The sequence below is a fragment of the Leptolyngbya sp. FACHB-8 genome, from assembly GCF_014695575.1.
Taxonomy (GTDB): Bacteria; Cyanobacteriota; Cyanobacteriia; order Elainellales; family Elainellaceae; genus Vacuolonema.
This window is the reverse complement of the sequence record NZ_JACJOO010000048.1, coordinates 13,173-39,409: the sequence shown is the minus strand read 5'-3', so window position 1 is coordinate 39,409 and position 26,237 is coordinate 13,173. Positions and strand designations below refer to the sequence as shown.

The following is a 26,237-nucleotide window of genomic DNA, read 5'->3' as shown; positions in this document are numbered from 1 at the left end:
CAACCAGTTACTTTCCAGGGACGGCGGCCCCCTCAGGGAAGTTCCACAGAAGTTGGCTTAGCCACGTGGGGCAACCCCCATCCCAGTTTTTCGCGCAGAACATGGAAAAATTCTGGAGGTCTCATTCGGATAAAGCGGGCTGTGTAGGGCGATCGCTGCACCCGTACCCGATCCTCTGGCAGTACGTAACATCCGGCATTCCCATCCACCACCATCACCAATCGATTTGGGTTGGCTGGAAAGATGGTTACCTGTTCGCGATCGTCAAACACCAGAGCTCGTGAAGCCAGGGAATGGGGACAAATCGGCACCAATTGCAACACGGGAACCCCTGGAGTTATAACCGGCCCTCCCGCTGATAGGGCATAAGCTGTAGAGCCCGTTGGCGTAGCAATAATCACCCCATCCGCAGCAATATCGACTGGCGCGTGTTTACCAATTTCGACCTCAAAGTGGCACATGCTAGTCAACGGCTCACGGTGGATCACCATTTCGTTGAGGCAGAGCGCCTCCCAGCAGGCGATGTCATCTCGCACCACCTCTACTGTGAGCATGGCCCGTTCTTCAACGCCGTAATCTTGATTGAGCAATTGCTCCACTGCCTGAGGCAATTGATTCAAGTAAGCTTCCGTGAGAAAGCCCATATGCCCTGTGTTGATTGCCATTAAGGGAATACCACAGGGGGCCACCTGCCGACAGGCCGCTAACACCGTTCCATCGCCCCCTAGAACAATGGCAAAGACCATGTCTTCATCAAAGCCTTCGGGCACCAGGCTAGTGATCGGGGTATGGCACATGGGGCGGTTAGGCTTCGAATAGCCCAAAATCCCGCCGACCCCTGTCGCCATTTGAACATCCCAGCCATTAGCCACGAGCTTGTCTCGCAACTCTTCGGCAGTGCGACAGGCTACGGGCTTAATGTCGTTGTAAATAATGCCAGCTTTGGGCACACGCAGCGTCCAATAACAAATCTCGTCTGAATTGAGCTATTTGCTGTCATCCAGCATGATAGCCTGAGGATGACTGAGCAAATATTGAGCTCTGCATCCGGCCTACGGCCTAAAGCAGGAACTCTGAAGGATGGAGACAAATCCGAATCTAAGATATGGATGCGCTTGCCTGCCAATTCCTCTTTACTAGATTAGAGCTTCCCCGGATCTCTTGCAAAAACTCCAGGTTTACAATCCCTGAATTGTGACTGCAGCCGGCCAAAAGCAGACATATAGCAATTTCAACACTGTGCTATAAGTTTCGCTGTGCTCAAATTGGCCCTCAAACGTTGCAATGTGTATGAAGAATTTGTTACAACAAGGGCGTTACGAAAAGTAACATTCTGGTCTATTCCCCACTATGTTTAGCCTGTTTACCTCTCCCAAACCCGGCGCTGGAACTGACTTTGGGGAACAGCTCCTGAACAAAGTTGCCACCCAATCTATTCGGCATCTTTTTTCGGCTAGCGAAGCTGTCGACGTACAGATTCGATGTAATCCCCCAAGTAAATTGCTTCAGGGCAGTATCGATGCCTTTCAAATGTCTGGGCGCAATCTTGTCATTCGCCGGGAGTTTGAAGTGGCAGAAATGTCCTTTATAGCGGACGCTGTTGCCATTGATCCTGGCTCGATCCTGTCGGGGCATGTACGCCTGAAGAACCCAACCCAGGCCGTAGCTCAAGTCGTCTTGACTGAAGATGGCATCAACCGGGCATTCAAGGCAGAATTGGTGCAAAAACGCCTGGTGAATTTGCAGTCCGAGGCCCTGACTAATCTATCGGGAGGGGAACCGATTACCTTCCGGGATGTCCAGGTCAACCTGCTGCCTGACAATCAACTCAAAATTAGTGCTTTAACTGATCTGCCGAACCGCAGTGATGTACCTATTCGGATGAAGGCAACCTTAGAGGTAGAACGACGACGGCGTATTCAATTCCAGAACCCGACCTTTGAATCAGAAGACGTGCCAGAAGACGTACGGGGGCTTTCTCAAGTGTTAACGATGGCCTTTGCTAACGTGCTGAACGAGATGGTGGATTTGGATCGGTTTGACCTAGACGGGGTCAGCATGCGGCTCAACCGCCTGGAAACTTCTGGCAAAAAACTTATCTTCAGCGGTTATGCTCAGATAGAACACTTTCCTGGTACTTGATACGGGTACCTGAGCCAACTGCGATGCCTTTGCGTGACCTGTTCATAGCGGGTGGGGTCGTGATGATTCCCCTGGTGGGATTCTCCATCCTCGCCCTGGCTTTAGTTATGGAACGGTTAGTGTTTTGGTTTCAGATTATGAAGACCCAGGATCAGGTGATACAAGAAACCCTGTCCTTGTATAAGCGTAGCTCCCGGGCTGCTTTTCAAAAGCTGGAACAGAACGCTCAGTTACCCATGGCCCGGATTTTTCTAGCTGCGCTGGAGTTGGATCACCCCACTCCTGAAGAGTTTCGGCTGGCATTAGAGAGTGCAGCCCAGGCAGAGATTCCACTCTTAAAACGCTTTAACACTGTATTTGACACAGTCATCAGTGTTGCGCCGTTACTGGGGTTGCTCGGTACCGTTTTGGGGCTGATTCATTCTTTTGCATCCCTGCGCCTTGGCGAAGCCTCCAGCACTCAGACAACGAATGTGACCGCGGGCATTAGTGAAGCGTTGGTTTCGACAGCATCAGGGTTGGTGGTAGCGATCGCCACGCTTCTCTTTGCCAATATGTTTCGTGGCCTGTATCAACGGCAAATTGCCCTGATCCAGGAGTATGGAGGTCAGATCGAGCTACTCTACCGCCGCCGTTACGAGAAAGGAGGAGCCCCCTATGCGCCTACCCAGTGAACCGGAGCCACCCTCTCAGATCAACATCGTGCCCATGATCGATGTGATCTTTGCGATCCTCACATTTTTTATCATGTCATCGCTCTATCTAACCCGTTCTGCCGGGCTTCCTGTAAATTTGCCTGGGGCGGCTACTTCCGAGGAGCAAAATCAGACCCAACTGGTTGTCAGCATCACGTCTGACGGAGGTTTAGCGCTGGATCAAGAACCGATGGATCTCAGCACCCTGGCAGGCCGTGTGCAGCAAGCGATCGCCAATAACCCCACTCCACCCATTGTTGTCATCAACGCCGATAAAGCGGTCAGTCATGGTGCCGTAGTAGGCGTCATGGATCAGTTGCGCCAAATTCCTGGGGTGCGCTTGGCGATCGCCACTCAACGCCAGTAATACAGCCTTACGCATACACGCGTCGGCTTCCACTCAGCACACCCAAACAGGCACGGTTGAATAGCAAAATCGCGTCGCCAAACGACGCGATTTTGCTATTCAACTTGGAGTTTAGTTAAGGCCGTTTTCAAGTGCTATGCGTTGTGCAGCACTCAACATGGCAATCCAGCGTATTCCGAACTGAGATTAGTCAAGAATTGGGATGATTGCTCTTATGGCATGGGCATAGGCATGGGCATGGGCATAGGTGTGGGATTCGACCGCATATACTCAAGTTGCTCCCGCAAGCCTTGGGCTGCCATCGTATCTCCTGCTCGCTCGTATAGCTCAGCTGCACGGGTATAGTCTGCAACGACACCCTGAATATTGCCCTGGCTGTAGTAAGCGTCACCGCGATCTAGATAGACGATCGGCTGGTTCGGGTCTTGACCAATCGCGTCGGTAAAGGAGGCAATCGCCTGATCCATCTGCCCATTACGGAGTTGCTCAAACCCACGGGCGTAAGCCTGGTCATAGGCTGTCGCCGGACGTACCACAATTCGATAGGCTCCACCTTGACCAGAGAAGGAGCGGGCCAAAACCGTATAGGTACCTGTTGTTGGCAGCGTTGCCACAATGGTGGAGTTAAGGCTACGCGCGTAGTCATCGTTCATCGTGACGTCTTGCCCATTGGGGCCACGCAGCACGAGCAGAGTATCAAACACATCGCTATTCATCGCGATTGTCACCGTCTGTCCAGCAGTCCCGGAGAAGGTATATTCGTCCTCCATGGGTTGCAGGTTGCCCTGCTCCTCAAATAGCGTCTGCTGAGCCCGGGCGGCAGGAGCGATTGAAACGAGGGAGATGCCTCCGAGGGCGATCGCTGTTGCCAGCATGCACCCAAGCTTCCAAGAACCATTCTTCCAACTTGTCATTGCTATATCCTTACATGAAGAGTTAAAACCGACTGAGCCGGGTATGGAGCTAGTGCTTCGCCCAAATCTCCTGACGCTGCACTCAATTCTCCCATGCAAGGAGGATTTGTCTCAGGACGCCGACAGGGGCAATACAAGCTGAGATACCGGCCCGGTTATTATGACTTCATGACACCCTAGCGGTTTTCCAGACGAAAGTTTGTAAGCCTTCAAATGTTTTAAGGCTTCTCGTTGCTCAGCTATGGCCCTGGTTTCATTGCCGATAGCGAGATTCATGCCAGATCACCCAACACCATAAATTTGAGCCAGCAATTCTCAGTATGGGCATCAAAGCCAAGAGTTCACGCCCTACGGGCGTGAACTCTTGGCTTTGATGCCCGAGAACCGCGCGCCTTTGGCGCGCGGTTCTCGGGACTGATTTCAAAATGAGAATTGCTGAATTTGAGCTGTTAGCCTTCCTAAAGACTCTATCCTCTGGTAGCCTAGTTCGGTTTACTAAGATCTGGTCTGGTGATGGAGTTGTTACTGAAGGTTAAGAAGCTGAACGAAAACGCCCGGTTGCCCCAATATGCACATGATGGGGATGCAGGGATGGATTTGTTTGCGGCAGCAGAAAAAATTATCGGGCCAGGTGAAAGTGCTCTCATTCCTACTGGGATCAGCATTCAGCTACCACCGCATACAGAAGCACAAGTTAGACCTCGGAGCGGTTTAGCCCTCAAGCATCAGATTACAGTGCTAAACACACCAGGAACCATTGATGAGGGCTATCGGGGCGAAGTTGGAATCATTCTAATTAACCACGGGAAAATTCCTTTTCACGTGACCGTTGGGATGAAGGTGGCCCAAATGGTAGTTAAGCCCGTCTTTCAGGTAGCCGTTGAAGAAGTAGAAGATTTAGCTTCAACCACAAGAGGCGAGGGAGGATTTGGTTCTACTGGAGTATAGACATCCTCTTAAATCACAACTCAATCAAAGATGGTTTGAATAATCCGAATCAGCATCATAACTATCAACGTATTTATATCACGTCGGGTTAAATGCTAATGATAGAAAGTGGTGCAGCACAAAGCGCTGCACCACTTTCTATCATTAGCATTTAACCTTACTTGTTATTAGGACATTCAGTCATTCATCTTGAGAAGCTCTTCAAAAAGATATTAAAGGGGTTGATTTTCTGTCTCTTCGGCCCAGAAAATCAACCCCTTTAAACAGGTTTCCAGAATGCTGGCTTCCATACGGATGCGGCTGTCCATATAGTGGTTTAATGATTGCGTCCACTCAAACAGATGCTTCAGCAAAGCCTGTTGATACGATGCAATTGCCTCCACAGAATTCTGCCGCCCACCAAAGGCCATCTTGGGATGAGTATTTCTTGATGCTAGCAAAACTGGCATCTACCCGATCAACCTGCCTTGCTTTTCCAGTGGGAGCAGTAATCGTCAAAAATAAACAAGTTTTAGCAACGGGTTATAATGGCCCACCTTCCGGTTCGGGACACTGCATAACGCAGGGCTACTGTTATGAGGGATTAAGCAGTTGCGATGCTAGCAAAGACATGCCCTCTCGTGCTGTTCATGCTGAAGCCAATGCAATTGCCCAAGCAGCTAAGCATGGCATCTCAACCGATGGAGCTAGCATTTATGTGACTCTGGAGCCCTGTTTGTACTGCCTTAAATTAATTATTTCGGCGGGAATTCGTGAGGTCTTTTATGAGACACCATTTATGTCTGAAAAGAGTGCCACTGTGCGAGATTCTTTTATCGTTGAAGGCTTAATTCAAGTCAATAAAATTCAGTTATCCCAGGCAATTGCAGAAAAGTCAGCGATGTCTCTTCTCAAAACAACTTCTGTTGTGGATTTAAGTACAAGGAATTTGTTTCAACTTTAGAAGTTATTTGAAACGTTTTTGAAAGGATTGATTTTCTATACCTTAAGGATGCAGAAAATCAACCTTTTCAGGCGGGTGTTTGGAGATTAACCGAAAAGGTGTAGCTATCTAACTGCTTGGCCGGGGAAGTAAACCGAAGACAGCGATCGCACACAAGTCTGCTTTGCCTGAATTTGGCTCGAAGGGAGCCCTGTACCCTCAGAAGCAGGCTGCACCAATTCAAAATCCATGCTTGTGAAGCAGACGAGTGGAAAGGGCAGAACCAAAGGCCATATATGGTGTGCTTCTTCTCTAAGATAGACGATAGCTCACAGTCCTGGCGCTACCAGCCCTTCTTAGAGTGTTACCTCTGGGTGCCCTTCAGGCGCGTAAAATCAACACCCTTGAAAAAGTATGTCTGGTAAGCCACGACACATCGACTCGCAATTGGGGAACTTAGTCTTAAGATTGAAGCTACAAGAAAACATGCACTATCGATACGCCATTACATAGGAGACGGCAACGCCGGATTTCCCTTAGTTCCGATCACAAGTTTTCAGAGGCAGACAAGACAGGAAATGGGATTCGAGGAAGACTGCCTGCAAGCACTCCGGGGTTGCTGTCGCGACGACGCAGCATTCGAACAGTTATGCGGTCTTCTGTCAACGATGGACCAGGATACCTTCCAGCGGGCCACCTACTACAAGGCCATGCTAGATGCCAGCCCCGACCTGATGTTCCGCATCAGTGCCGAAGGTCAATATCTTGATTTCAAGGCCAACGGTGTTCGATCAATTCCCCAGGATGTCGTCCTCGGCAAGTATTTGACCGACCTACTGCCGCCGGATGTCGCCGAGCTATGCCAAAGCGTCATTCAAAAAGCCTTAACGAGTGGCAAGTTACAAACCTGCGAATATCAGTTAACGGAGCCCACCGGCCAGCGCTATTACGAAGCGCGGGTTGCAGTCAGCGGTCCTCAGGAAGTGCTGTGGGTTGTGCAAGATGTCACCGATCGCCAGCAGGTTGCAGAGGAATTACGAGCCAGCGAGGAACGCCTACAGAGCTTTTTTGATGCCACCTTCGAAGCTGTCGTTATCCACAACTATCAGAGGATCCTGGATGTAAACCCAGCAGCCGAGGATCTATTTGGCTACACCTACGACGAAATGATTGGCATGTCAGTGCTCGACCTGGCAGACATGGAGTCTAAGGGGTCGATCGCCCAACGCTGGCGCTCCCTCAATAGCCCGACCCAACCCTACGATTACGAAAGCATTGGCATCCGCAAAGATGGCACGCAATTTATAGCAGAGGTGTCGGTTAAGGCCATTTATTACCGGGGAACTCTGGCGCGGGTAGCGAGCATCCGCGACGTCACGGTTCAGCGTCGGTCTGAACAGGTGGTTCGGGAGAGCGAATCCCGTAACCGGGCTTTATTACAGGCTGTGCCTGACCTAATTTTCCGCATCCGGCGAGATGGTACGTACCTGGATTGCAAGGCAGGGGAAAACAGCACTCTGATGGTGCCTGCCGAAAATCTCATCGGGAAATCGGTCTATGACGTTCTCCCTCCCAAAGTGGCAGAGGAACGGATGCAGTACGTCCACCGAGCTTTAGAAACGGGTAAGATTCAGAATTTTGAATACCAACTCAAATTGGCTATGATTCAGCCCTATGCCGGGCTTGATCAGCTCTATCGACAGATGGTAAGCCAGCCTGATGGTTCTCCCATTGATCCCAATCACTTACGGGATTATGAGGCCCGCGTTGTTGTCAGTGGTGAAGACGAGGTGATTGCTATTGTGCGGGATATTAGCGATCGCAAACGCTCCGAAGACGCCCTCCGTCAATCTGAAGAAAAGTTTTCCAAAACCTTTAAGTCCAGCCCCAACCCCATGACCATCGCCACTTTGGGAGATGGCCGCTTGATGGATGTAAACGATGGCTTCCTGGAAACTTTTGGCTATAACCGCGAGGATCTGCTCGGCCATTCAGTTTATGAAATCAATTTTTGGGTAAACCCAGCCCAGCGGGACGAGATGGTGCAAATCCTTCAAACCAAGGGGGAAGTACGGAACCTGGAATACCAATTCCACACCCGCACTGGGGAAATTCGAGATGTGCTGTTCTCGGCTGAAATTATTCAAATTAGTGGTCAAGCTTGCCTGATTGATGTGATGACCGACATCACGGAGCGCAAGCGAACTGAACAAAAACTACTGGAGGCCGCAGAGCGCGATCGCCTCCTGGGCCAAATCGCTCTCCGCATTCGAGAATCCCTCGATTTGCAACAAATCCTTAACACCACCGTAACCGAGGTGCGCCAATACCTAAAGGCGGATCGAGTCTGCATCGGACACGGGGGCGACAATGAAGACACCGGAGTGATTATCGCTGAGGCCGTAGTACCCCAGTGGTCATCTTTGATGGGTTCTTTGCTCACTGACCCAGAGCATTTACGGGAATTAAAAGAGTTATTTTCCAATGGCCAGGTGCGCGTACTGACAGATACGCAGCAGATGACAGGGTATCCGGCGATCGCCGCACACTACGCCCGCTTCCAGGTACGAGCGGCGCTCTCCGTGCCTATCATGCTTGAAAATAGCTTCTTTGGCCTACTGGTAGTGCATCAATGCTCTGGCCCCCGCCACTGGCAGCCCTCTGAAGTTGAGCTGATGCAAAAGCTCGCGGTGCAGGTCAGCATTGCCGTCCAACAGGCCAAGCTCTACGAGAAGGTGCGTGACCTCAACCGAGATCTGGAACGCAAAGTGCAGGAACGCACCGCTGAGTTACAGCAAAAAATGGAGGAGCTACAGGAACTCAACGAGCTCAAAGACGAATTCCTCAACGCCTTCTCCCATGATCTGCGTACTCCAGTGATGGGGATCTCCCTGGTGATCAACAACCTGTTGAATCAACCGGGTGACACCATTCCCGTCTCCCGCATGATTCTGGAGCGGATGGTGCAGAGTAACCAGCACCAACTCCAACTGATCAAATCCTTCCTGGAAGCCCACTCCGCTGAGACACGCGGCGTTCATCTTAACCCCGAATTGGTACAACTGGGGCTGTTGGTTCAGGTGATTGTGGAAGACCTGGAACCCCTGGTGCAGAAGAACAAGGCCACGTTAGTGAACGAAGTTCCCCCCGACCTCCCCCTGGTGAATGCCGACCCGGTGCAACTGCGACGCGTGTTCGAAAACCTTGTTACTAATGCCCTCAACCACAATCCCCCGGGCATTCACATCCGCATTGGCGCGACCGTAGAGGAAGACTGGATTCGCTTCACGATTGAGGATAACGGGGTGGGGATGAGTCAAGAGACGCGCGATCGCCTCTTCCAACGCTACTCCCGTGGCCCCAAATCGCGCCACTCTACAGGCATCGGCTTGGGTCTCTACCTCTGCCGCCAGATTGTTACGGCCCATGGTGGACAGATCGGGGTCATCAGTGAACCCAACCAGGGAGCTACTTTCTGGCTAACGATTCCGTTGGCGATCCCTACTGGGGCTAACTTACTCCCCGAAGAATAGGCAAGCAGCCCAGCTCAAGAACATAGTTTGTGGCTCTTAGCCGACTTATGGCTTGGTAGACAGCAACCTTACGCGCTTCCTAAGCTTAGCGACCTCTTAAAGAAGCCGCTGAGCTCATAAATTAACCTGAGTTCGGGTTAAGGGCGTTTTCGAGTGCCGCGCGTTGCGCGGCACTCGAAAACGCTCATTTTGGCGTGCGCTTTGCGCACGCCAAAATGAGCACTTCAGCTTATCCCGAACTGAGGTTAAATTACAGACTATCCTCATCCAGGCGATCGCCCCGAATTGACATATCCAACAACTGCATGGGGTGCAGCACAGGAATCACCTGCCCCTGTTTCTCCAAGTGCTTAGTAATTTGCACAAAGCAGCCAATGTTGGCGGAGGCAATCACCATCGCTCCTGTATTCAGCAGATTTGTTGCCTTTTGTCGCCCCAACTCCTCAGCCACATCGGGTTGCAGGATGTTGTAGACTCCTGCACTGCCGCAGCACAGAGCCGCGTCAATGGGCTCCCGCAGTTGCACACCGGGGATCTTCCGCAGCAATTGGCGAGGCTGCAGGCTAATTTTTTGACCATGGATCATGTGGCAGGCATCCTGATAGGCCAGCTTCAGAGGTTCATCCTGCAATGGCGAGAGGGGAGCCGTCAGCCCTACGTCATACAGGAACTCCTGCACATCCTTCACCTTGGCAGAAAAGGCCGCAGCCCGTTCACCATACACCGGGTCATCCTTCAACAAATGGCCGTAGTCCTTCGTCGTATGCCCACAGCCCGATGCATTAATCACTAGGGCATCGATCCCGGTTCCTTCAAAGGAGTCGATCAGTTGGCGGGCCAGAGCGCGGGCCTGTTCCTCCTCACCCTGGTGATGGGGCAGCGCACCACAACATCCCTGGGATTTGGGAATGACCACCTCACAGCCATTCGCCGTCAGCACGCGCACCGTCGCATCATTCACCTCTGGATTGAACAGCCGCTGCACGCATCCCAGCAGCAACCCTACCCGATAGCGTTTCTCACCCTGAGCCGGAATCACCTCGGGCAATTTGTCCTCAAATGCCTGGGGGGAAAGGGGAGGCAGCAATCCTTCCATGGCGGCCAGTTGAGGCGAAATTTGCTTCAGCCAGCCGAGCGATCGCAACTTTTCCTGCAATCCCGTTCGCTGATACAGCCCCACCGGGCGCATCAGTAACCGCAGCCGATTGGGATAGGGGAACAGCGAGAAGATGAGTTTGCGGATCAGCTTTTGGGGCAGCGATCGCTCATAATTCCGGTTAATCTGTGGGCGCGTCGCCTCAATCAGGCGATCATACTGGACTCCAGATGGACAGGTCGTGACACAGGCATAACAGCCCAAGCAGGTATCAAAATGCTCCACCGCAGGCTTTTCTAGCGGAGCCTCCCCCTGGTTAATGGCATCCATCAGGTAAATGCGTCCCCGAGGTGAGTCCATTTCCTTGCCCAGAACCCGATAGCTAGGGCAGGTGGAAAGACAAAAACCGCAGTGGACACAGGAACTAATCAGCTTAGGGTCAGGCGGTGGGCTTTGAGTATCAAACCCGTCTGGGTTTGGCTGAACCGGAAGATTTTCTAGCGAAGGGACATCGGAGGTCGGCATAGGAAAGGGGTGGGACGACAGAAGGGACTGAACGTGAAATTGGTTAAATGGGCTTACTTCAGCCGATATTTTTAGCAGATTGGATGCTGAAAAAGCTGAATCAAGGCGGTAGGGGCGGATTTAGCAAGACGATCGCACCCTGGCTGTTCTCCTGGCAAAACCCGCCCTTCTCAGATTTGTAATGGCCAATCGAGATACAAAAGCTCAACAGCCATCTACAAAGCGACCAGCACTAAGAATCGCCCGAGGATCAAAGCGCTGCTTTATGCCTTTCATCAACGGCAGGCTTCCCGGAGCCATTCCCCAGACATCCACCTGCTGTTTGAGCGAGGTGGGCGCTTCCAGTACCGAGAGAAAACCTCCATGGGTTTCGCAGAGTTGACGGATTTCTTGAAGGGTTGCCGGGGTCATCTCGGCTGCCTGCACCATCCCCAACCCACTCCCTGCATGAATCGTTCCTAAACCGAGGGAAGCCAGGCTGGACAATTTTTCCAGCACCGTTACCCCGTCACTAGGCCGTACTCCTATTTTGCAAGTAACAGCAGGAGAATGGGCGGGCTGATCCCAACAGGCTCGCAATTGTTTCCATAGGTCAGCTTCGGGCTGGTCTGTGAGGCGATCGCCCGTCACCCCTACCTGTTGGGCCATGTCCAGCACCTCGACCATCTGCTGCTCTACGCTGACCGCAATACTCTGAAACCTTACCAGTAAGCCCATTCCCTGACCCAGGTTAAGGGCCGTAACGGTGGAGGCTGCCAGCACTTCCATCGCAGTAGGACTGAGAGATGACAGGAGAATGGCCTGGGTGAGCTGGGCGATCGCCTCTGCGTTCCCAACCAAAATCACCGTCCCAGAGGCCTCCGGAATGGGATAAAGACGTAGAGTTAGCTGGCTGAGAATACCCAGAGACCCGTAAGACCCGGTCATCAGCTTCATCAGGTCATATCCCGCCACATTCTTGACTACCCGGCCGCCTGCCTTCGCCACCTGGCCGTCCGATCGCACCAGGCTCAGTCCAATCAGCAAATCTCGAATGCCACCGTACCGATGACGCAAAGCCCCTGCATCCGCCGTGGCGACAATGCCCCCTAAGGTAGCGACCTCAGGATAGGCAGGGTCAATACTGAAAAATTGATTGGTCTGAGCCAGTGTCTCCTGCAACGTTTGAAAGGAAATGCCAGCTTCCACCGTCACTGTCATATCCCCTACGGCGTGATCGAGCACTCGATTTAACCGCTCGGTGGAGACAATTACTTGAATACCGTCGGCCAACCCTCCCCACTTCAGTTTGGAGCCGTTGCCGATCGGGAGTAACCGCACCTGATCTCGACTGGCCCAGGTTACGATTTCGGCTAAAGCCTCCTGGGACTCCGGATACACCACCGCTTCGGGCTGGCAGTCAGGGCGTAGCGCTTCTGTAAACGTTTGTTGCAGAGGTTCTGACAGCTGTTCCCAGGGAACCAATGCTGCCGTACCGACAAGAGAACTCAGTTGGGAGGCGATCGCACCCATCACATCGTATGTCCCATACAAATGACCGAACTTGGGCCCTCGGCCTTAGGCCCAGCCAACACCAGATAAAATCCGAGAGTACAAGCCCTATCTATTCTCACACCTTGTCAGGACTTCAGCATTTGTAGCGTTGCAGAATCCGCCATACTTTATGCTTGGGAAGTTGATTTTCTCAGCACGCGAGTTTGCTTTATAAGGTTATTTTTTCTCGCACTTCATGCACCAAAAAATAACCTTATAAAACAGCTCCTGGGCCTCGCCAGCGGATAGTTTGCTTGTATGGGGGTACTTCGCTCCTGTTTCAAGCAGCCCAACTTGCATTCCGGTTTCTCAAAACGGGTTAAGACTGGCACAATGGTTGATTCAGGGATTTGATAGATATGTTCTATCTGCCTAACTGCTCCCTACCGCATCGCTTCCGGCGATAATTCTCTATCCTCTTCTCCAGCAATGGAAAACTTCATCGTTTCGCTGGTCATTTTTACCACCATCTTCAGCATTTTTGCCCTGGGTCTCAATTTGCAATGGGGCTTCACAGGGCTAATTAACTTTGGCCATGTGGCCTTCATGACGATTGGTGCCTACACCACGGTCTTGCTCAGCATGGCAGGAGTGCCCCTGATCCTGGCAGTTGTGCTGGGGGCGATCGCCGCCTCTCTCCTCGGTCTGCTCATTGGTTTTTCTACCCTGCGCCTGCGCGAAGACTATCTCGCCATCGTCACCATCGGCGTCTCGGAGGTCATCCGTCTGATTGCCGTCAATGAAGACTGGCTCACGAAAGGCACCTTTGGGATCCAACGTTTCCCGCTGCCCCTGGCCACCCTCAACCTCAGCCTACCCTTGCGAATTGTCATGATGGCCATTCTCACAGTCGTTGTGGGACTGGCGTACTGGCAGGTGTTCAAATGGTTACAGCAGGTCCGGAAGCACGTCCCCTTCCAGGAGTTGTGGAACGGTGGCCGTGTTGCCCTGGGTTATGTGCTGTCCCTTGTCCTGCTGCTATTTGGCATCGGGGTCATTGCTCGCTATCTCAATCAATCGGATGCCGTAGCGCCCTGGCTGTTAGGGGTGCTGTTGCTCAGCTCGCTAGCCGGAACTGTATGGCTCTATGTGACGCTCGGAGAACGAGCGGCCAAGCGTGTGGCCGGATGGTCAGCCGGGTTAGGCGTTGTGATGGCCCTTATTGGTAGCGTGATTGGGATATGGGTCTTTGGATACGGCCTGACAGCTCTGTACCACTACCAGGACAACCCCAGCAAGAATGGATTGATGCTGCTATGTGTAGTGCTGCTGGCCCTGGTGTACTGGGGGTTGGAACGGTTAGTGCGATCGCCCTGGGGACGGGTGATCAAAGCCATTCGCGAAGACGAAGAAGTAGCCCGAGCCCTTGGCAAAAATGTCTTCGGCTATAAACTGCAATCCTTGATGCTGGGAGGATTTTTGGCAGGCTTGGCCGGAGCGCTCTATAGCTGGCAACTAACTACCGTTTATCCCGATAATTTCCGGCCGTTGGTGACGTTCAACGCCTGGACTATGGTGGTATTGGGGGGTGCCGGAAGCAATTTAGGTACGGTGCTGGGAGCTACGATCTTCTGGGCCTATGACACCATTACTCGCTTTGTCTTGAAGGATATTATTCCTCTCGAAGACGCCCGTTTGGGAGCATTCCGCGTCATGGTCATTGGCTTCATTCTGATTGTTCTGATGATGTGGCGGCCTCAAGGCATGCTGGGCAAAAAGGAGGAATTGACCCTTGGTCGATAGGTTTACCGAGACAGGGGCAAATGCCCCATTACCTTCACAGGCCATTACCGCCCCACCCCTGTTAAATGCGCAGGAACTATCCAAAAGCTTTGGTGGAGTACGAGCGGTAGATCGAGTGAACCTCGCTGTACAGCCAGGCAGCATTACCGGGCTGATTGGTCCCAATGGAGCCGGAAAGACGACACTCTTCAACCTGCTCGCCAATTCCCTACGCCCCGATTCTGGTGCTGTGATTTTTGACGGAGCACCCGTTCACACCCTGCCATCCTATGAGGTAGCACGACAGGGGCTCGTGCGAACGTTCCAGGTCGCCCGAGTGCTCTCGCGACTGTCAGTGCTCGACAATATGCTGCTAGCCACACAAAAACAAACGGGCGAAATTCTGTGGAATGTATGGTTACGCCCCGGTCAAATTGCCCAGGAGGAGAAGCAACAGCGCGATCGCGCCTGGGAACTACTCGAATCCGTGGGTTTGGCCGCGAAAGCGCACGACTATGCTGGCTCTCTTTCTGGCGGCCAGCGCAAGCTGCTGGAACTGGCTCGCGCACTCATGACGCGCCCCAAGCTCATCCTGCTCGATGAGCCCGCCGCCGGGGTTAACCCCACGCTGATTAACCAGATCTCTGATCATATTCGCGCCTGGAATCAGCAAGGCATGACCTTCCTGATCATCGAACACAATATGGATATGATTATGAGCCTTTGCGATCGCATCTGGGTGATGGCAGAAGGCCGCAATTTAGCTCACGGGACGCCTACAGACATTCAACGCAATAGCCAAGTGTTAGAGGCGTATTTAGGGCAGTGAGAGACAAGGGGTGCAAGCGATACTCGCGCACCCCTCGCCTGAAAAAATCTTCCCTACTTTGGTGCTCTCCCTCAGAATTCGGGAATGTTGACATTAGACTTTGTGTTCCAGGGATGACAACTCCTGCGCGCGATTGCCTATGAAATACGAGGTGGGCAGGAAAGCGGATTCGTGATTAAGATAACTTTATGACTTTCGGCAGTAATCCACAGGAACTCTGGCACCTTCTATGGGTTTCCTTTGGTTTTTTGTCGTCATTTGTATGGTCATCTGACGAAAAGGGGTAGTAAGTCAACAAGTTAGTCCAACTACCACATTGGGATAACGAAATAAGTCCCGGCTTTTGTGTGTTCAGATCTCAGTGTTTCATTCACAACACATTATGTAAGTTGACAGCCAGGAGACTGAGTTTTCTCACGTTCTCTGAGCCTGTGCCGCTGGAGTAATACCTATGGGGATGGCAGACCCAAACCTTGGCCGCATCTTAAATAACCGATATCAACTGGTGGAGCTGCTAGGTCAGGGTTCCATGGGGCGGGTTTATTCAGCTCGGGATACGCTCCTTGGAGGCGTGCCTGTAGCCGTAAAGTTCCTTTCCCAAACCATGTTGAACCAGAAGATGCGCGATCGCTTTGAGCGAGAAGCTACAACCTGCGCGCTTCTCGGCCAACGCAGCATCCACATTATTCGCGTCTCCGACTACGGCATTGATGAAGATGGTATTCCGTTCTATGTCATGGAGTACCTGAAAGGCCGCAGCCTGAGCGAAATTATTATGCAGCAGCCCCTGCGGTTGCCCCGGTTCCTTAGCATTAGCCGACAAATTTGCCTGGGGTTACAAACGGCTCACCAGGGTATCCCAATTGATGGCAAGCTCTGTCCTATCGTGCACCGTGACATTAAACCCAGCAACATTCTAGTTACACAGGATGACAGCTTAGGGGAACTCACGAAAGTATTGGACTTTGGTATCGCTAAAACTCTGCAGGCGGATTCCAATCAGACCAATTGCTTTATGGGCACCCTGGCCTATTCCTCCCCGGAGCAGATGGAAGGCCAGGAGCTAGATAGCCGCTCTGACATCTACAGCATGGGCGTGATGATGTATCAGATGTTGACGGGCAGGATGCCTATCAACGCCGATACACACACCTTTGGTAGCTGGTATCGGGCACACCATCAACACCCCCCCCGTGCCTTTACAGAGGCAAATTCCAACGCTCGGGTACCGAAGGCGCTGGAAAACCTGATCATGAGCTGCCTGGCGAAAAAACCGAGCGATCGCCCTCAAAATGCAGTCGAAATCATTCACGCCCTCGAACCTCTGGAACAACGGTTTGGGAGTGGTCGTGAGATCGGCAAGCGGATTGAAGCCGTTTTATCCAAGGTACCCATTGCCGAAAAACCATCCTCTTCCAAGGTGCTATCACCTGATGAGGTTTGCCGGCTGACGTCTTGGCCGAAGGATAAGCCTTTAGGGGACATCACATTCCCTCAGCCCATCCCCACCAGCGAGGAACCCTTGCCCGCTCTATGGGTCATGTTTCCCCAGGACGAAATCGATCGCCGTCGTGTCTGTACCCGCTATAACCAGTTTCTATTTGCTCCTCAGCCTCATCCAACGCTGTTGTGGCTGACCGTTCTCTACACACCTCAGCATGGCCCTCGTTGGCTCCCCAGTTACTTAGACCTCAAAAGCAACTTTGGTCAAAAAATGGCTCGCCTCCTGGGGGATGCTGGCAACTATCGGATTCTTTTTTTTGCAAAAGAAGCACCGCAGAATTGTGCAAATGTGCTTACGTCTACCATCGACTCAGCCCAGTGCCAATTGCTTAATAATTGGGTCACGATGGCTCAGATGGCTCCTCAAACCCACACCTTTACTCCCGCCAAGCTGCAACTGAAGCAAGCCCTAGAGGACTTAAAACCCAAGATTCTGATGAAATTAGAATCCCTTTACGACAGCCACTCCCCCGATCTTTCGGGTTGACGGCATCGTACAGTCGCGACAGAAGTCGCAGAGACTCTGCTGGCTCTGCAAGCCGTCAAAAGCAATTCCAATCCAAGCTTCACCGGATGGGGAAGTAAATGATGGGATGCCAGCTTTTCCGTAGGAGTTCTCCCGTCAAGCTAGGAACTGACAGCTCAATCAGCTTGCCCACATTCCGGGAACCGCTGACGATCGCTGTTATATCGCGCTCGACTGCTAAATCCAAAATTTCAGTCACAGCATTACCGAGACACACTTCGGTTTCTACCCTTAAGCCAGGGTCCAGGCTCGTCTTTACCGACGCCAAGACCTTTTCAGCATTGTTAATGGCATTTTTCCGCAAATCGGCGTTACGGCTCACTTCATCAACAATCCAGGCTAATAGGCAGCATTCTAAAGCTGTTTGTTTACCCGATGTTTTCTCGCGAATCCGTTGCAGGGTGTACTGTGCAGACTCGCTATTGTCGTAAGGTAGCAGGAAGTAGCGGAATAGATGGCGACAGCGTAGGTCCAGTTCCTCCTCGGTGTAAGTTGAGATGAGCTGTGGGCGCAGAATCATGCAAGGTATTGCTACGCGCTGACACAGGTTAATAGTCGTGCTGCCAAAGAGTTTTTCGTTGAGTAGACTACGGCCTGCCGTACCTAAGATCAGGAGTTCTGGATTGTGGGTACGAATCGCATTCAGAATGTGTTCGGGAGGATTACCTGAACGAACATCAACCTTCACCTCCAGACCCGAGGGGATGTTCTGCAGAGCCGGGGAGAGGCGATCGCGCGCCTGCTTCTCCTTCTCCTCGTTGGGGCGAGGCACAGCACCATCAGCTAGAGGAGCCGTATGTAGAAAGACAATTTTTTTCAGACCACTAGCCGCCAAACTTGGCACAAAGCGCACAAAACGATGCAGGCCATCGGTGAAATCAGTGCAAATCAAAGCGCTCTGAAACATAGGAGGCTGTCACCCAGAATGGTTACATGTTCCCAACCCTATCACCCCAATGGGCTTGGTGTTCCATCCTTCTGGACAGTTTTTATAAAAAGCAGCTTTTGCGCACAGTTTCCCTGTTCAGAATATGCAGCATCCTATACAAGGTCTGTACGAGGTTCTGTTACCCGCCTGAAAATCCGATGAAACGCATTGCAAAACAAGCCTTGCGCTGTGCGCATAGTTCGCAATAGCAAAACATGTTTCGTTGGGGTCTACGATACCCACACCGAAAGCCTATTCATCGTCTTAAAACCTGATAAAAGGCATTGCATTAAAGCGACGGAAGTCCGTTTGGCCTGCAATGACAAATAGTGAGTAATGATTGGCAGCGAATCTTATACCCTGGCGGGAAACACTTGAAAAGAAAGCACAGAGAGATTCAACTTAACAAGAGAGCACGATCAGCAAACAAATGAGAAATGCCTGATCGGAATTGAAGCCTTAGAGTTGGAATCGAGTGACGCCCCAGCATCCCCTGCTTATTTCCCGATGGAACCGAGCAAGAGAGGGAGGTCGCCGCTGCGACACCTTCATTACAGATTGGGGCTAGAATCAATTCCCCATTGATGCTTTAGGAAGTGGCGATACATGGTTTCCCGCATCATCATTTGTTCATAGAGCTTAATCAGGAAATCCTGAGCCTGTTCGTGGCTCATGCGTGCAACCTGAGTTTCGAAGGAACGCAGGCTGAACTGCTGTTCTAGAGTCAATTGAATGGTGTCGTCCATAGTAGTTCTCCTTGTGGAATCAGGGGGTGGTAGTCAAACCCATTAGAGTCACCGGGGTTGGAGAGAATGACAGACCGCCATGCTGCCTACCGGGGTAGCCTCTTGATGAGATTGCTTTTAGGATGCCCATTTCTGTCATCCAATCTCACCCAGATGTTAAAAACTCTAACAATGATTTGACAAAGTTACCATCACCCGAATTGGGTACTTGATCAGGATGCTAAGGGTATATCAAGTTAAAAACTGTAAAACCGTTCGCCTCGAACATTCACCCAGCCCATCAGCTGGGATCAAATAGGTATAAAAGCTTATTCCTGCCCCATTCCATCAAGGATTCAAGCGGCATTGAGGGATTATCTTGATCGTTAGAAAAGTTTACAAATACTTTGAAGACTTGAAGAATTGAATTGGCTTTGATGGGTGATCGCCGCTCACCGCCCATCGTGGGGTCTATGGCTGAGGGTAGGTATAAGCGTAAATGGCTTCTCAGCAGGTGTGTAATATAAATTTGAGATAGGACGAAGTATAAAAATTAAGCTCTTCTCCACACTAAAACTTCCTTGAGTGGGGAAGTTGGAAGCAATGCCTTCACGATGGCCCTTAGCGGGCTAGTGAGGGCTATATCCTCACTAGCCCGCTAAGGGCCATGGGAGAGCTACAGCACGTTATTTGGCTAAAGTGGCTAACTACCCCTAAAACTAGGTGGAATGTGGTGTAGAGGGCGTTACGTGACCTCTACACCACACTTTATAGGATGAGTTTGAACAACCCCTTACTCAGCTTGCAAGGCTGTCATTTCTTCAGAAGCACTGACAGACTCAATAGTGATCACCACAACCGTGATGTTGTCTCGCCCGCCCTTATCCTTAGCGGCGTTAACCAGAGCGCTAACCAGCTTCTCGCAGGAGCGGATGGACTTAAGGTGAAATGCAATGAGGTGGTCAGAGAGTTCTTCGGTGAGGCCATCGCTGCATAGGAGAAGGCGATCGCTCGGTCTGGCCTCCACCATGGCGACATCGACATGACGCAGGTCTTCCCGCCCCAAACACTTCGACAGAATATGCCGCCAGGGATGGACACGGGCCTGGTCTGAGGAAAGCTCGCCCATCTTCATGGCGCGGGCGACCCAGGTGTGATCCTCGGTGATCTGATCCAGTTGGGCACCTCGCAGCCGATAAAGGCGGGAATCGCCCACATGGGCGCACCAGGTCTGCCCTTGCCGAAAGATAACCACCACAGCAGTCGTTCCCATATCCGACCGTTCAGGATGGCGGGATTGGTCACTGAGAATGGCTCGGTTAGCCCGCATGAATGCCATCTCCAACAGGCGACGCGAATCATCGGGCGAGAACCATTTTTCATCCAGATGTTGCTGAATGGCTTCCGTCGCAATTCGGCTGGCTTCCTGGCCGCCGGCATGGCCTCCCATGCCATCTGCCACGATGAAAAATCGACCCGATGGGTCTATGTAAAAAGCGTCCTGATTAACGGTACGGAGGAGTCCCGGATCAGTGAGACCCGAGAAAAGGCACTTCATAGGGCAGTTCGTCTCGGACAAGGATACATAATAGTCACAACGGTAAGCGTAATCGCAGCAACAGGATTTTATTCAATTTAATGCAAATCTTTAAAGCATTGGTCTTTAAAGCATACGATCAAGCCGATCTATCCGTTGCAGCAGTCGGATAAAGGCAAACGCAGCGATCGCCCCCGGCACTATCGCGATACCCGCCAACCAGGCAAATCCGTTTACCAACAACACTACCGCCGATATAGTAAAGGTGCCCATCAGGAGGACGTAATTCGTCCCCATGTTGACATTGCTTACCCGACGGAGAATGCGATCGGTCTCCTGAGAGCGCACTCGCACTCGCAGATCACCCCGCTCCAGCTTCTCAATAGTGTCTTCAATGCGCCGAGGCAAACTTAGGGCCGAGCTACTAACCTGGGCGGCATGTCGGCCGAGTTCTTCCAGTAACCCACCATCCGAATGGCTGCCATTGGTCATAATTTGCATCGCAAAAGGCTTTGCGACCTCCATAAAGTTAAATTCTGGGTCAAGTCCTTTGCCAACGCCTTCCAGGGTTGAGAAAGCCCGCATCACAAAGGTGAAGGTAGCCGGGAAGCGGAAGGGCTGGTCGTAGGCAATGTCGTACAGGTCGTCGCTAATCTGAGCGACAGACTGCGCCTCAAAAGGCTTATCCATGAAGTGGTCGAGCATGTATTGAATGGAGCGACGCACTGGCCCCATATCCTCGACTTCTGCCAAAGCTCCTAATTCCACCAGCGAGGTTACTACCTGATCAGCATTTTTCTGAGCAATACCAAAGAAGGTGTTGAGCAGACGCTCTCGCGTCACGGCCTGCACCCGCCCCATCATGCCAAAGTCGTAAAAGATGAGCGCACCATCTGGACTTACAGCAATGTTACCGGGGTGAGGATCAGCATGGAAGAAGCCGTCATTGAGCAATTGCTGGAGGTAAGCTCGTGCTCCCAACTGAGCCAGAGTCTTGCGGTCTAACCCAGCCGCTTCAATAGCATCGTAGTGACTAATTTTGATGCCAGGCATGTACTCCAGGGTCAGCACTCGGGGCGAACTGTAGCGCCAGTAAACCCGAGGCACCTTCACCCACGATTCATTACGGAAATTGCGCCGGAAGGTATCTGCGTTGCGCCCTTCATTGAGATACTCAATTTCTTCCCAAAGGATGCGACAACATTCGCCATAGATACCCATCCAATCGCGTCCTCGGCCCCAGTCTGGATGGTTCTGGAAGTAGCGGGCAATCCCCTTGAGGATCTCCAGGTCAATTTCAAATAGCTTCCGCAGACCAGGACGTTGGACTTTTACGACAACTTCTTCACCCGAATGCAATTGCGCCCGGTGAACCTGACCCAGACTTGCGGCGGCTAGCGGGATCGGGTCGAAGCTGCGGTAGAGCTCCGGGATTGTTTTGTTTAAGTCTTGCTGAATGATTTGCTCCGCTTGCTCATAGGCAAAGGCCGGAACCTTATCTTGCAGCTTCGACAGCTCCTCAACATACTCAGCAGGAAACAGGTCAGCCCGAGTGGAGAAGAGTTGACCCAGTTTGATGAAGGTCGGCCCCAAATCAAGGAATGTTTCCCGAATCCAGATAGCCATTCGACGGCGGCGACGGGCTTTTGCCTCATCCGTCATACCACCCGAATAAGTCCAGGCTTTGCCGTAGGACCATTGAGCCGCTAGAAGCTTGAGCGCAAATGACCAGATGTCAACAAAACGCCGCTTCTTGGAGTAGCGTTCCCGGCTCCATCGGTAAGACTTGCCTTTACCACCAGCGTACATACGCGTAGCCTTGGTAGGGTCGAGATAAGAGGGATCAGACGTCGCCTCTAGCACAACCGCATCCAAAACCGGCGCTTCCGCTTGAGGGTCAGTCAGCGGCAGGTCTTCACCGGAATCAGGGTGGCTGCTGGAATTATGGGGATCAGATAGGGCAGACACGCAGTTCTTTGCTCAGCACTACTCAACAACAAACAAGGAGATGAAACGAACGTCAACTACAATCCGGAGGATGTAAATGAGAACGAGTAACTTGATTCGCCCTATGGTCATAAAATGACCGTGATTTCCAGTTTAAAGGGTGCGGTTACGGTAGCGCTGCAACTCAGTGCGTAACTCGGCAATCTCAGCCCGAAGTTCATCGATCATGGTCTGCAAATCGGATGAGGCTCCACCGGAAGAAGTAGATGTTGCAGTAGAGGCAGGTCGTCCTTGCATAGCAGCTTCTTCATCTTGCCGGGCTTTTTCAAGCACCTGCTCTGTAAACTGCCGCAGCCGCTCCCGTTGTTCTGCATCAAATTTGCCCAGATCGCTGAGGACATCGCTCAGTGTAGATTCAGCCTGCTGGGCGATAGATTCTGCCAGGGCACGACCAATAAAAAATGCATGAACGAGAGGGTTGTCCATAAAAATAACAAAGAGTTTATGTGATGGCATCAGCCCAAATTATAGCTTGCCTCCCAAAGGCATAGGGCTCAGACTTCGTATGAGTCGATCGCAAATTCTCCTCTACCTTGTCCTGGGCGAATGGGTGCCCGCCTTGCTTGAATGAAGCTATACCTCATCCCGAAGTCTGAACCCTATGCCAGCTTTTTTTGTTCGCTTTCAAACCTGGCTTGAGTACCGTTGGGTTGCACCCGCCTACAGTGGATGGGTCATGCTAAGTCTGGCAATTTTCTTCTTTGTGGCCGCAACCAATACCATGGCTGGCTGGCTCTATGCGATTAGCGGAGTCATGCTGGCCCTGCTGACTGTTGGAGTGACCCAGCCGGGGCGATCGCTGCGATCGCTCCACATCACCCGCATTCCCAACGACCCCATCAGTGTCGGCGATACCCTCACCCTAGAATTGGAAATTCACAATCCCCGCCCCCGTCCCCAACTTTTGCTTCAGGTGCAGGATTTGCGGCCTCGAGGGTTGGGAGGAACCCATGAAGCCGCCATTGAACGCATCCCGGCTCGGGGAGCTTACCACTGGCGACAATCTCACGTCGCGCAGCAGCGTGGTCTGTATCACTGGCAGGGAGTGGTGTTGCGGACGGCGGCTCCCCTGGGATTGTTCTGGAGCCGACGACAGGAACAGGTTCGGGCTTCTGTAGTGGTGTACCCAACCGTACTACCGCTGAGCCGTTGCCCCCTTGTAGATGAGTTGGGCCGCGAAGCCAGCGCGACGGTTCAAAGCCCTATTCAGGCTCAGGGAGCATCAGAGGGTGTTACCCGCACGTTACGGCCTTACCGTTGGGGTGACTCAACCCGGCTCATTCACTGGCGCACCAGTGCGCGTTATGGAGAGCTTCGGGTGCGGGAACTGGAGCTATTTACGGGTGGACAAGAAGTGGTCTTGGGGCTGGATAGTGCGATCGCCTGGGATGCTGAAGCCTTTGAGCAAGCAGTCATTGCGGCGGCTTCCCTCTACTTCTATGGGTTGCGACAGAAGTTGCCGGTTAGCATCTGGACAGCCGAGAGTGGAGTCGTGCGAGGCGATCGCCCCGTATTAGAAACTTTAGCCGCTGTAATGCCAGGGCAAAATCCTCGTAGCCCTTTGCTTCCGGGAGTGCCAATTATCTGGATGACGCAGAAAAGCGATCGCCTCAGCAATCTCCCAACGGGTAGCCGCTGGTTACTTTGGCCCCAGAACGGCCAGACTGCGTTACCTAACCAGACAGCCCATGGGCGAATTATTGTGCCGGATGAACCTTTAACAACCCAATTACAAGCTTCTTTAAACTAAGGAGATTTCCAGTAATGAAATTACCCCCAGAATGTTGGTGCTTTGCCCGCTTCGCGGGCAAAGCACCAACATTCTGGGTAAATTCTTATGCAGAAACCTCCTAAAGGCAAGGACCTTTTCAAGGCGTGTCTAGCGTCTCCCTCGAAAAGGCCCTTAACCTGCACTGAGGTTATTTGAGGTCTTAAAAAAAAGCCAGACCTGATGGCCTGGAATGGATTAGTAGATAAATTTTAAATTTGGAAGTTATGCGATCGCTTCAGCCCAATGGGGGCATGACTGAAACTCCTTTCGCCTGAAGTACGGACTGGGGGACGGCAAGGCCAAACCCCTTACGAAATCCCTTTGCGCTTTAAGGATGCAATCATTTGTCGCTTAACTGCCACAGCCCACTGCTCAAACTCAGGCCCCTCATTGGGGGTCTGCATAGGAGACTGTGAAGAGGATTGCGCAGACTTTTCAGATTGACGATTCATAGAGCCATTTCCCACCTGAGAGCAACGAAGTAAAACGTCACAAAAAGCAATTAAATGTAGCAAAAGATACAAATTGCTTAATCTAATTATAGCCTTTTAGCTTTGAGTTTCCATGCGGTTTACATAAGATTTTTACAGTTTTAACTAATTCTAATCAGGTGTTTTTTTGAGATTTTTCCGAGAGATTTCAGCCTTAAGACAGTAGCGACTTCAAGCACTTTAAATCTGATCAAAACCTAAATTTATTGAGTAGGATTTATGCAGATTTGATGCAGTTAGTACGTTCTTATCAGGTGTAGTGTGTTGCACCCATCAAACCCAATAAAAATGCGGCAGTCCTATTAAGAAAAGAAGGGGGATCGATTGTTCAGCAATCGATCCCCCTCCTGGTGCTATGTCTAGAAGATTAGATTCCTGAACCGTTCAAGAACTCTTCAATGACGCGATCGCGCAAACGGCAAGACTCAGCTTCGGCTACTTTAGAAGCCTCTATCAACTCAGGTTGAGGATCATCCGAAACAGCAAGTGCCAACGCAGGTACACCAGCGCGAACGTCCTGTAGAGACGTTACTTGATTTTCTAGAGCCTCAATCCGATCGACTAGCATTCGAATGACTTGGGCCTCAGAGTCAGGTAAACTTCCATGCTCCAAAGGGTTCACACGGACACCAGAACGATACACGATGCGACCAGGCACGCCGACAACGGTGCAATCCGAGGGGACATCCCGCAGCACCACGGAACCAGCCCCAATCCGAACGTTATCGCCTACGGTGATATTGCCGAGCACCTTTGCCCCAGCACCGACGACAACGTTTTCTCCTAAGGTTGGGTGGCGTTTGCCACTTTGCTTACCCGTACCACCCAGGGTCACCCCCTGGTAGATCAGGGCGTAATCTCCGACGATCGCCGTTTCCCCAATAACGACCCCCATACCGTGATCAATGAAAACGCCCCGGCCGATGGTGGCACCAGGGTGGATTTCAATTCCGGTTAGAAATCGGGCTAGATGGGAAATCAGGCGTGGAATAAAGGGTAGGTGAAGCCGATTAAGAAAGTGGGCGAAGCGATAGAGCACCAGCGCTTGTAGCCCTGGATAGCAGACCAAAACTTCTAACCAGTTGCGGGCCGCAGGGTCACGATCAAAAATGATGCGAAAATCTTCAACCAGGGTTTTGAGCACGGGCTTATCCCTCGGGTCGGTGCAAGGACTCGAAATAAATTCATTTTTCATCTTACCGCCCACTGTGAATTCTCTGGATAACCCGACTGGGCGATGGTCATCGTCTCGAACCTGGATCTTGTTGTGTATGCTGCGCAAAGCACACCCTATACAACAAAAATGCCTTGAACTCTCGATGTAACTCGACAAAGCGGTAAGCCAAAGCCCTATTTAGGAAATGTGTGTAGCTCATTACTGCACACATTTCCTAAATAGTGTGAAGCAGAAGTATTGGGTTCTAAAACTATTTTTTCTCAAACGCTGATCATTTCTCTATAGATAAGGCCACAAACCTAGTTAAAACCTTAAATGTTGTCAAAGCTCGATCAGACTGTGTGAC

The 26,237-nt window shown here is 51.7% G+C and carries 23 protein-coding genes; 11 read left to right on the top strand and 12 right to left on the bottom strand.

The features are described from left to right. Positions 1–32: 32 nt before the first annotated feature. Positions 33–950 (bottom strand): NAD(+) kinase, encoded by a 918-nt coding sequence (locus H6F91_RS10425; RefSeq protein ID WP_190775209.1) that lies wholly within the window; start codon positions 948–950, stop codon positions 33–35. A 400-nt stretch (positions 951–1,350) separates the two neighbouring features. Between H6F91_RS10425 and H6F91_RS10420 the strand changes: the two genes are divergently transcribed. The 3 genes from H6F91_RS10420 to H6F91_RS10410 are packed head-to-tail and all read left to right on the top strand — an operon-like array spanning position 1,351 to position 3,204. Continuing rightward, complete coding sequence (locus H6F91_RS10420) at positions 1,351–2,142, top strand: DUF2993 domain-containing protein (RefSeq protein WP_190775210.1); 792 nt, start codon at positions 1,351–1,353, stop codon at positions 2,140–2,142. Positions 2,143–2,165: 23 nt separating this feature from the next. Next, a complete protein-coding gene (locus tag H6F91_RS10415) occupies positions 2,166–2,816 on the top strand; it encodes a MotA/TolQ/ExbB proton channel family protein (RefSeq protein ID WP_190775211.1) in 651 nt (216 codons plus the stop codon). Continuing rightward, the gene (locus tag H6F91_RS10410; protein ID WP_190775212.1) at positions 2,800–3,204 is read left to right on the top strand and encodes a biopolymer transporter ExbD; all 405 of its coding nucleotides are present in this window, start codon (positions 2,800–2,802) and stop codon (positions 3,202–3,204) included. The genes H6F91_RS10415 and H6F91_RS10410 overlap by 17 nt, the downstream gene beginning before the upstream one ends. A 212-nt stretch (positions 3,205–3,416) precedes the next feature. Here H6F91_RS10410 and H6F91_RS10405 read toward each other — a convergent pair whose 3' ends face one another. Beyond that, positions 3,417–4,118 carry a pre-peptidase C-terminal domain-containing protein gene (locus tag H6F91_RS10405; RefSeq protein WP_190775213.1) on the bottom strand — a complete coding sequence of 234 codons (702 nt, stop codon included), beginning with the start codon at positions 4,116–4,118 and terminating at the stop codon, positions 3,417–3,419. A gap of 513 nt (positions 4,119–4,631) precedes the next feature. Between H6F91_RS10405 and dut the strand changes: the two genes are divergently transcribed. Continuing rightward, on the top strand, positions 4,632–5,066 hold the full coding sequence (gene dut / locus H6F91_RS10400; protein ID WP_190775244.1) for a dUTP diphosphatase: 435 nt from the start codon (positions 4,632–4,634) through the stop codon (positions 5,064–5,066). Positions 5,067–5,278: 212 nt separating this feature from the next. Here dut and H6F91_RS10395 read toward each other — a convergent pair whose 3' ends face one another. Beyond that, positions 5,279–5,506 (bottom strand): hypothetical protein, encoded by a 228-nt coding sequence (locus H6F91_RS10395; protein ID WP_190775250.1) that lies wholly within the window; start codon positions 5,504–5,506, stop codon positions 5,279–5,281. On the opposite strand from H6F91_RS10395, the gene H6F91_RS10390 reads away from it, so the two are divergent. Continuing rightward, positions 5,434–6,009: a dCMP deaminase family protein gene (locus H6F91_RS10390; protein WP_190775245.1), complete on the top strand. Its 576-nt coding sequence runs from the start codon at positions 5,434–5,436 to the stop codon at positions 6,007–6,009. The two genes, H6F91_RS10395 and H6F91_RS10390, sit on opposite strands and share 73 nt — an antisense overlap. Before the next feature lie 557 nt (positions 6,010–6,566). Continuing rightward, the gene (locus H6F91_RS10385; protein ID WP_190775214.1) at positions 6,567–9,521 is read left to right on the top strand and encodes a PAS domain S-box protein; all 2,955 of its coding nucleotides are present in this window, start codon (positions 6,567–6,569) and stop codon (positions 9,519–9,521) included. A 250-nt stretch (positions 9,522–9,771) separates the two neighbouring features. Here H6F91_RS10385 and glcF read toward each other — a convergent pair whose 3' ends face one another. Further along, the gene (gene glcF / locus H6F91_RS10380; RefSeq protein WP_190775215.1) at positions 9,772–11,142 is read right to left on the bottom strand and encodes a glycolate oxidase subunit GlcF; all 1,371 of its coding nucleotides are present in this window, start codon (positions 11,140–11,142) and stop codon (positions 9,772–9,774) included. A 47-nt stretch (positions 11,143–11,189) separates the two neighbouring features. On the opposite strand from glcF, the gene H6F91_RS28260 reads away from it, so the two are divergent. Then, positions 11,190–11,324: a hypothetical protein gene (locus H6F91_RS28260; RefSeq protein WP_277874376.1), complete on the top strand. Its 135-nt coding sequence runs from the start codon at positions 11,190–11,192 to the stop codon at positions 11,322–11,324. Positions 11,325–11,346: 22 nt separating this feature from the next. Here the strand turns inward: H6F91_RS28260 and H6F91_RS10375 are convergent, their stop codons facing one another. Next, positions 11,347–12,675: an FAD-binding oxidoreductase gene (locus H6F91_RS10375; RefSeq protein WP_242035724.1), complete on the bottom strand. Its 1,329-nt coding sequence runs from the start codon at positions 12,673–12,675 to the stop codon at positions 11,347–11,349. 429 nt (positions 12,676–13,104) lie between these two features. On the opposite strand from H6F91_RS10375, the gene H6F91_RS10370 reads away from it, so the two are divergent. From H6F91_RS10370 to H6F91_RS10360, 3 genes are all read left to right on the top strand, one after another. After that, positions 13,105–14,418, top strand: a complete 1,314-nt coding sequence (locus H6F91_RS10370; protein WP_190775216.1) for a branched-chain amino acid ABC transporter permease — start codon at positions 13,105–13,107, stop codon at positions 14,416–14,418. A gap of 43 nt (positions 14,419–14,461) precedes the next feature. Beyond that, complete coding sequence (locus H6F91_RS10365; protein ID WP_190775247.1) at positions 14,462–15,226, top strand: ATP-binding cassette domain-containing protein; 765 nt, start codon at positions 14,462–14,464, stop codon at positions 15,224–15,226. 457 nt (positions 15,227–15,683) lie between these two features. Then, entirely contained in the window at positions 15,684–17,216 is a 1,533-nt protein-coding gene (locus H6F91_RS10360) for a serine/threonine-protein kinase (protein WP_190775217.1), read from the top strand. 79 nt (positions 17,217–17,295) lie between these two features. Here H6F91_RS10360 and H6F91_RS10355 read toward each other — a convergent pair whose 3' ends face one another. From H6F91_RS10355 to H6F91_RS10335, 5 genes are all read right to left on the bottom strand, one after another. Then, positions 17,296–18,162: a universal stress protein gene (locus tag H6F91_RS10355; RefSeq protein WP_190775218.1), complete on the bottom strand. Its 867-nt coding sequence runs from the start codon at positions 18,160–18,162 to the stop codon at positions 17,296–17,298. Between the two features lie 572 nt (positions 18,163–18,734). Beyond that, on the bottom strand, positions 18,735–18,929 hold the full coding sequence (locus tag H6F91_RS10350; RefSeq protein WP_190775219.1) for an NblA/ycf18 family protein: 195 nt from the start codon (positions 18,927–18,929) through the stop codon (positions 18,735–18,737). A 772-nt stretch (positions 18,930–19,701) separates the two neighbouring features. Further along, positions 19,702–20,466 (bottom strand): protein phosphatase 2C domain-containing protein, encoded by a 765-nt coding sequence (locus tag H6F91_RS10345; protein WP_190775220.1) that lies wholly within the window; start codon positions 20,464–20,466, stop codon positions 19,702–19,704. Positions 20,467–20,571: 105 nt separating this feature from the next. Further along, a complete protein-coding gene (locus tag H6F91_RS10340; protein ID WP_190775248.1) occupies positions 20,572–22,254 on the bottom strand; it encodes an AarF/ABC1/UbiB kinase family protein in 1,683 nt (560 codons plus the stop codon). A 291-nt stretch (positions 22,255–22,545) separates the two neighbouring features. After that, on the bottom strand, positions 22,546–22,878 hold the full coding sequence (locus tag H6F91_RS10335) for a DUF6825 family protein (protein ID WP_190775221.1): 333 nt from the start codon (positions 22,876–22,878) through the stop codon (positions 22,546–22,548). Positions 22,879–23,053: 175 nt separating this feature from the next. Between H6F91_RS10335 and H6F91_RS10330 the strand changes: the two genes are divergently transcribed. Next, a complete protein-coding gene (locus H6F91_RS10330) occupies positions 23,054–24,202 on the top strand; it encodes a DUF58 domain-containing protein (RefSeq protein WP_190775222.1) in 1,149 nt (382 codons plus the stop codon). 329 nt (positions 24,203–24,531) lie between these two features. Here H6F91_RS10330 and H6F91_RS10325 read toward each other — a convergent pair whose 3' ends face one another. After that, complete coding sequence (locus H6F91_RS10325; protein ID WP_190775223.1) at positions 24,532–24,675, bottom strand: hypothetical protein; 144 nt, start codon at positions 24,673–24,675, stop codon at positions 24,532–24,534. 406 nt (positions 24,676–25,081) lie between these two features. Next, entirely contained in the window at positions 25,082–25,858 is a 777-nt protein-coding gene (gene cysE, locus H6F91_RS10320) for a serine O-acetyltransferase (RefSeq protein WP_190775224.1), read from the bottom strand. Positions 25,859–26,237 lie beyond the last annotated feature (379 nt).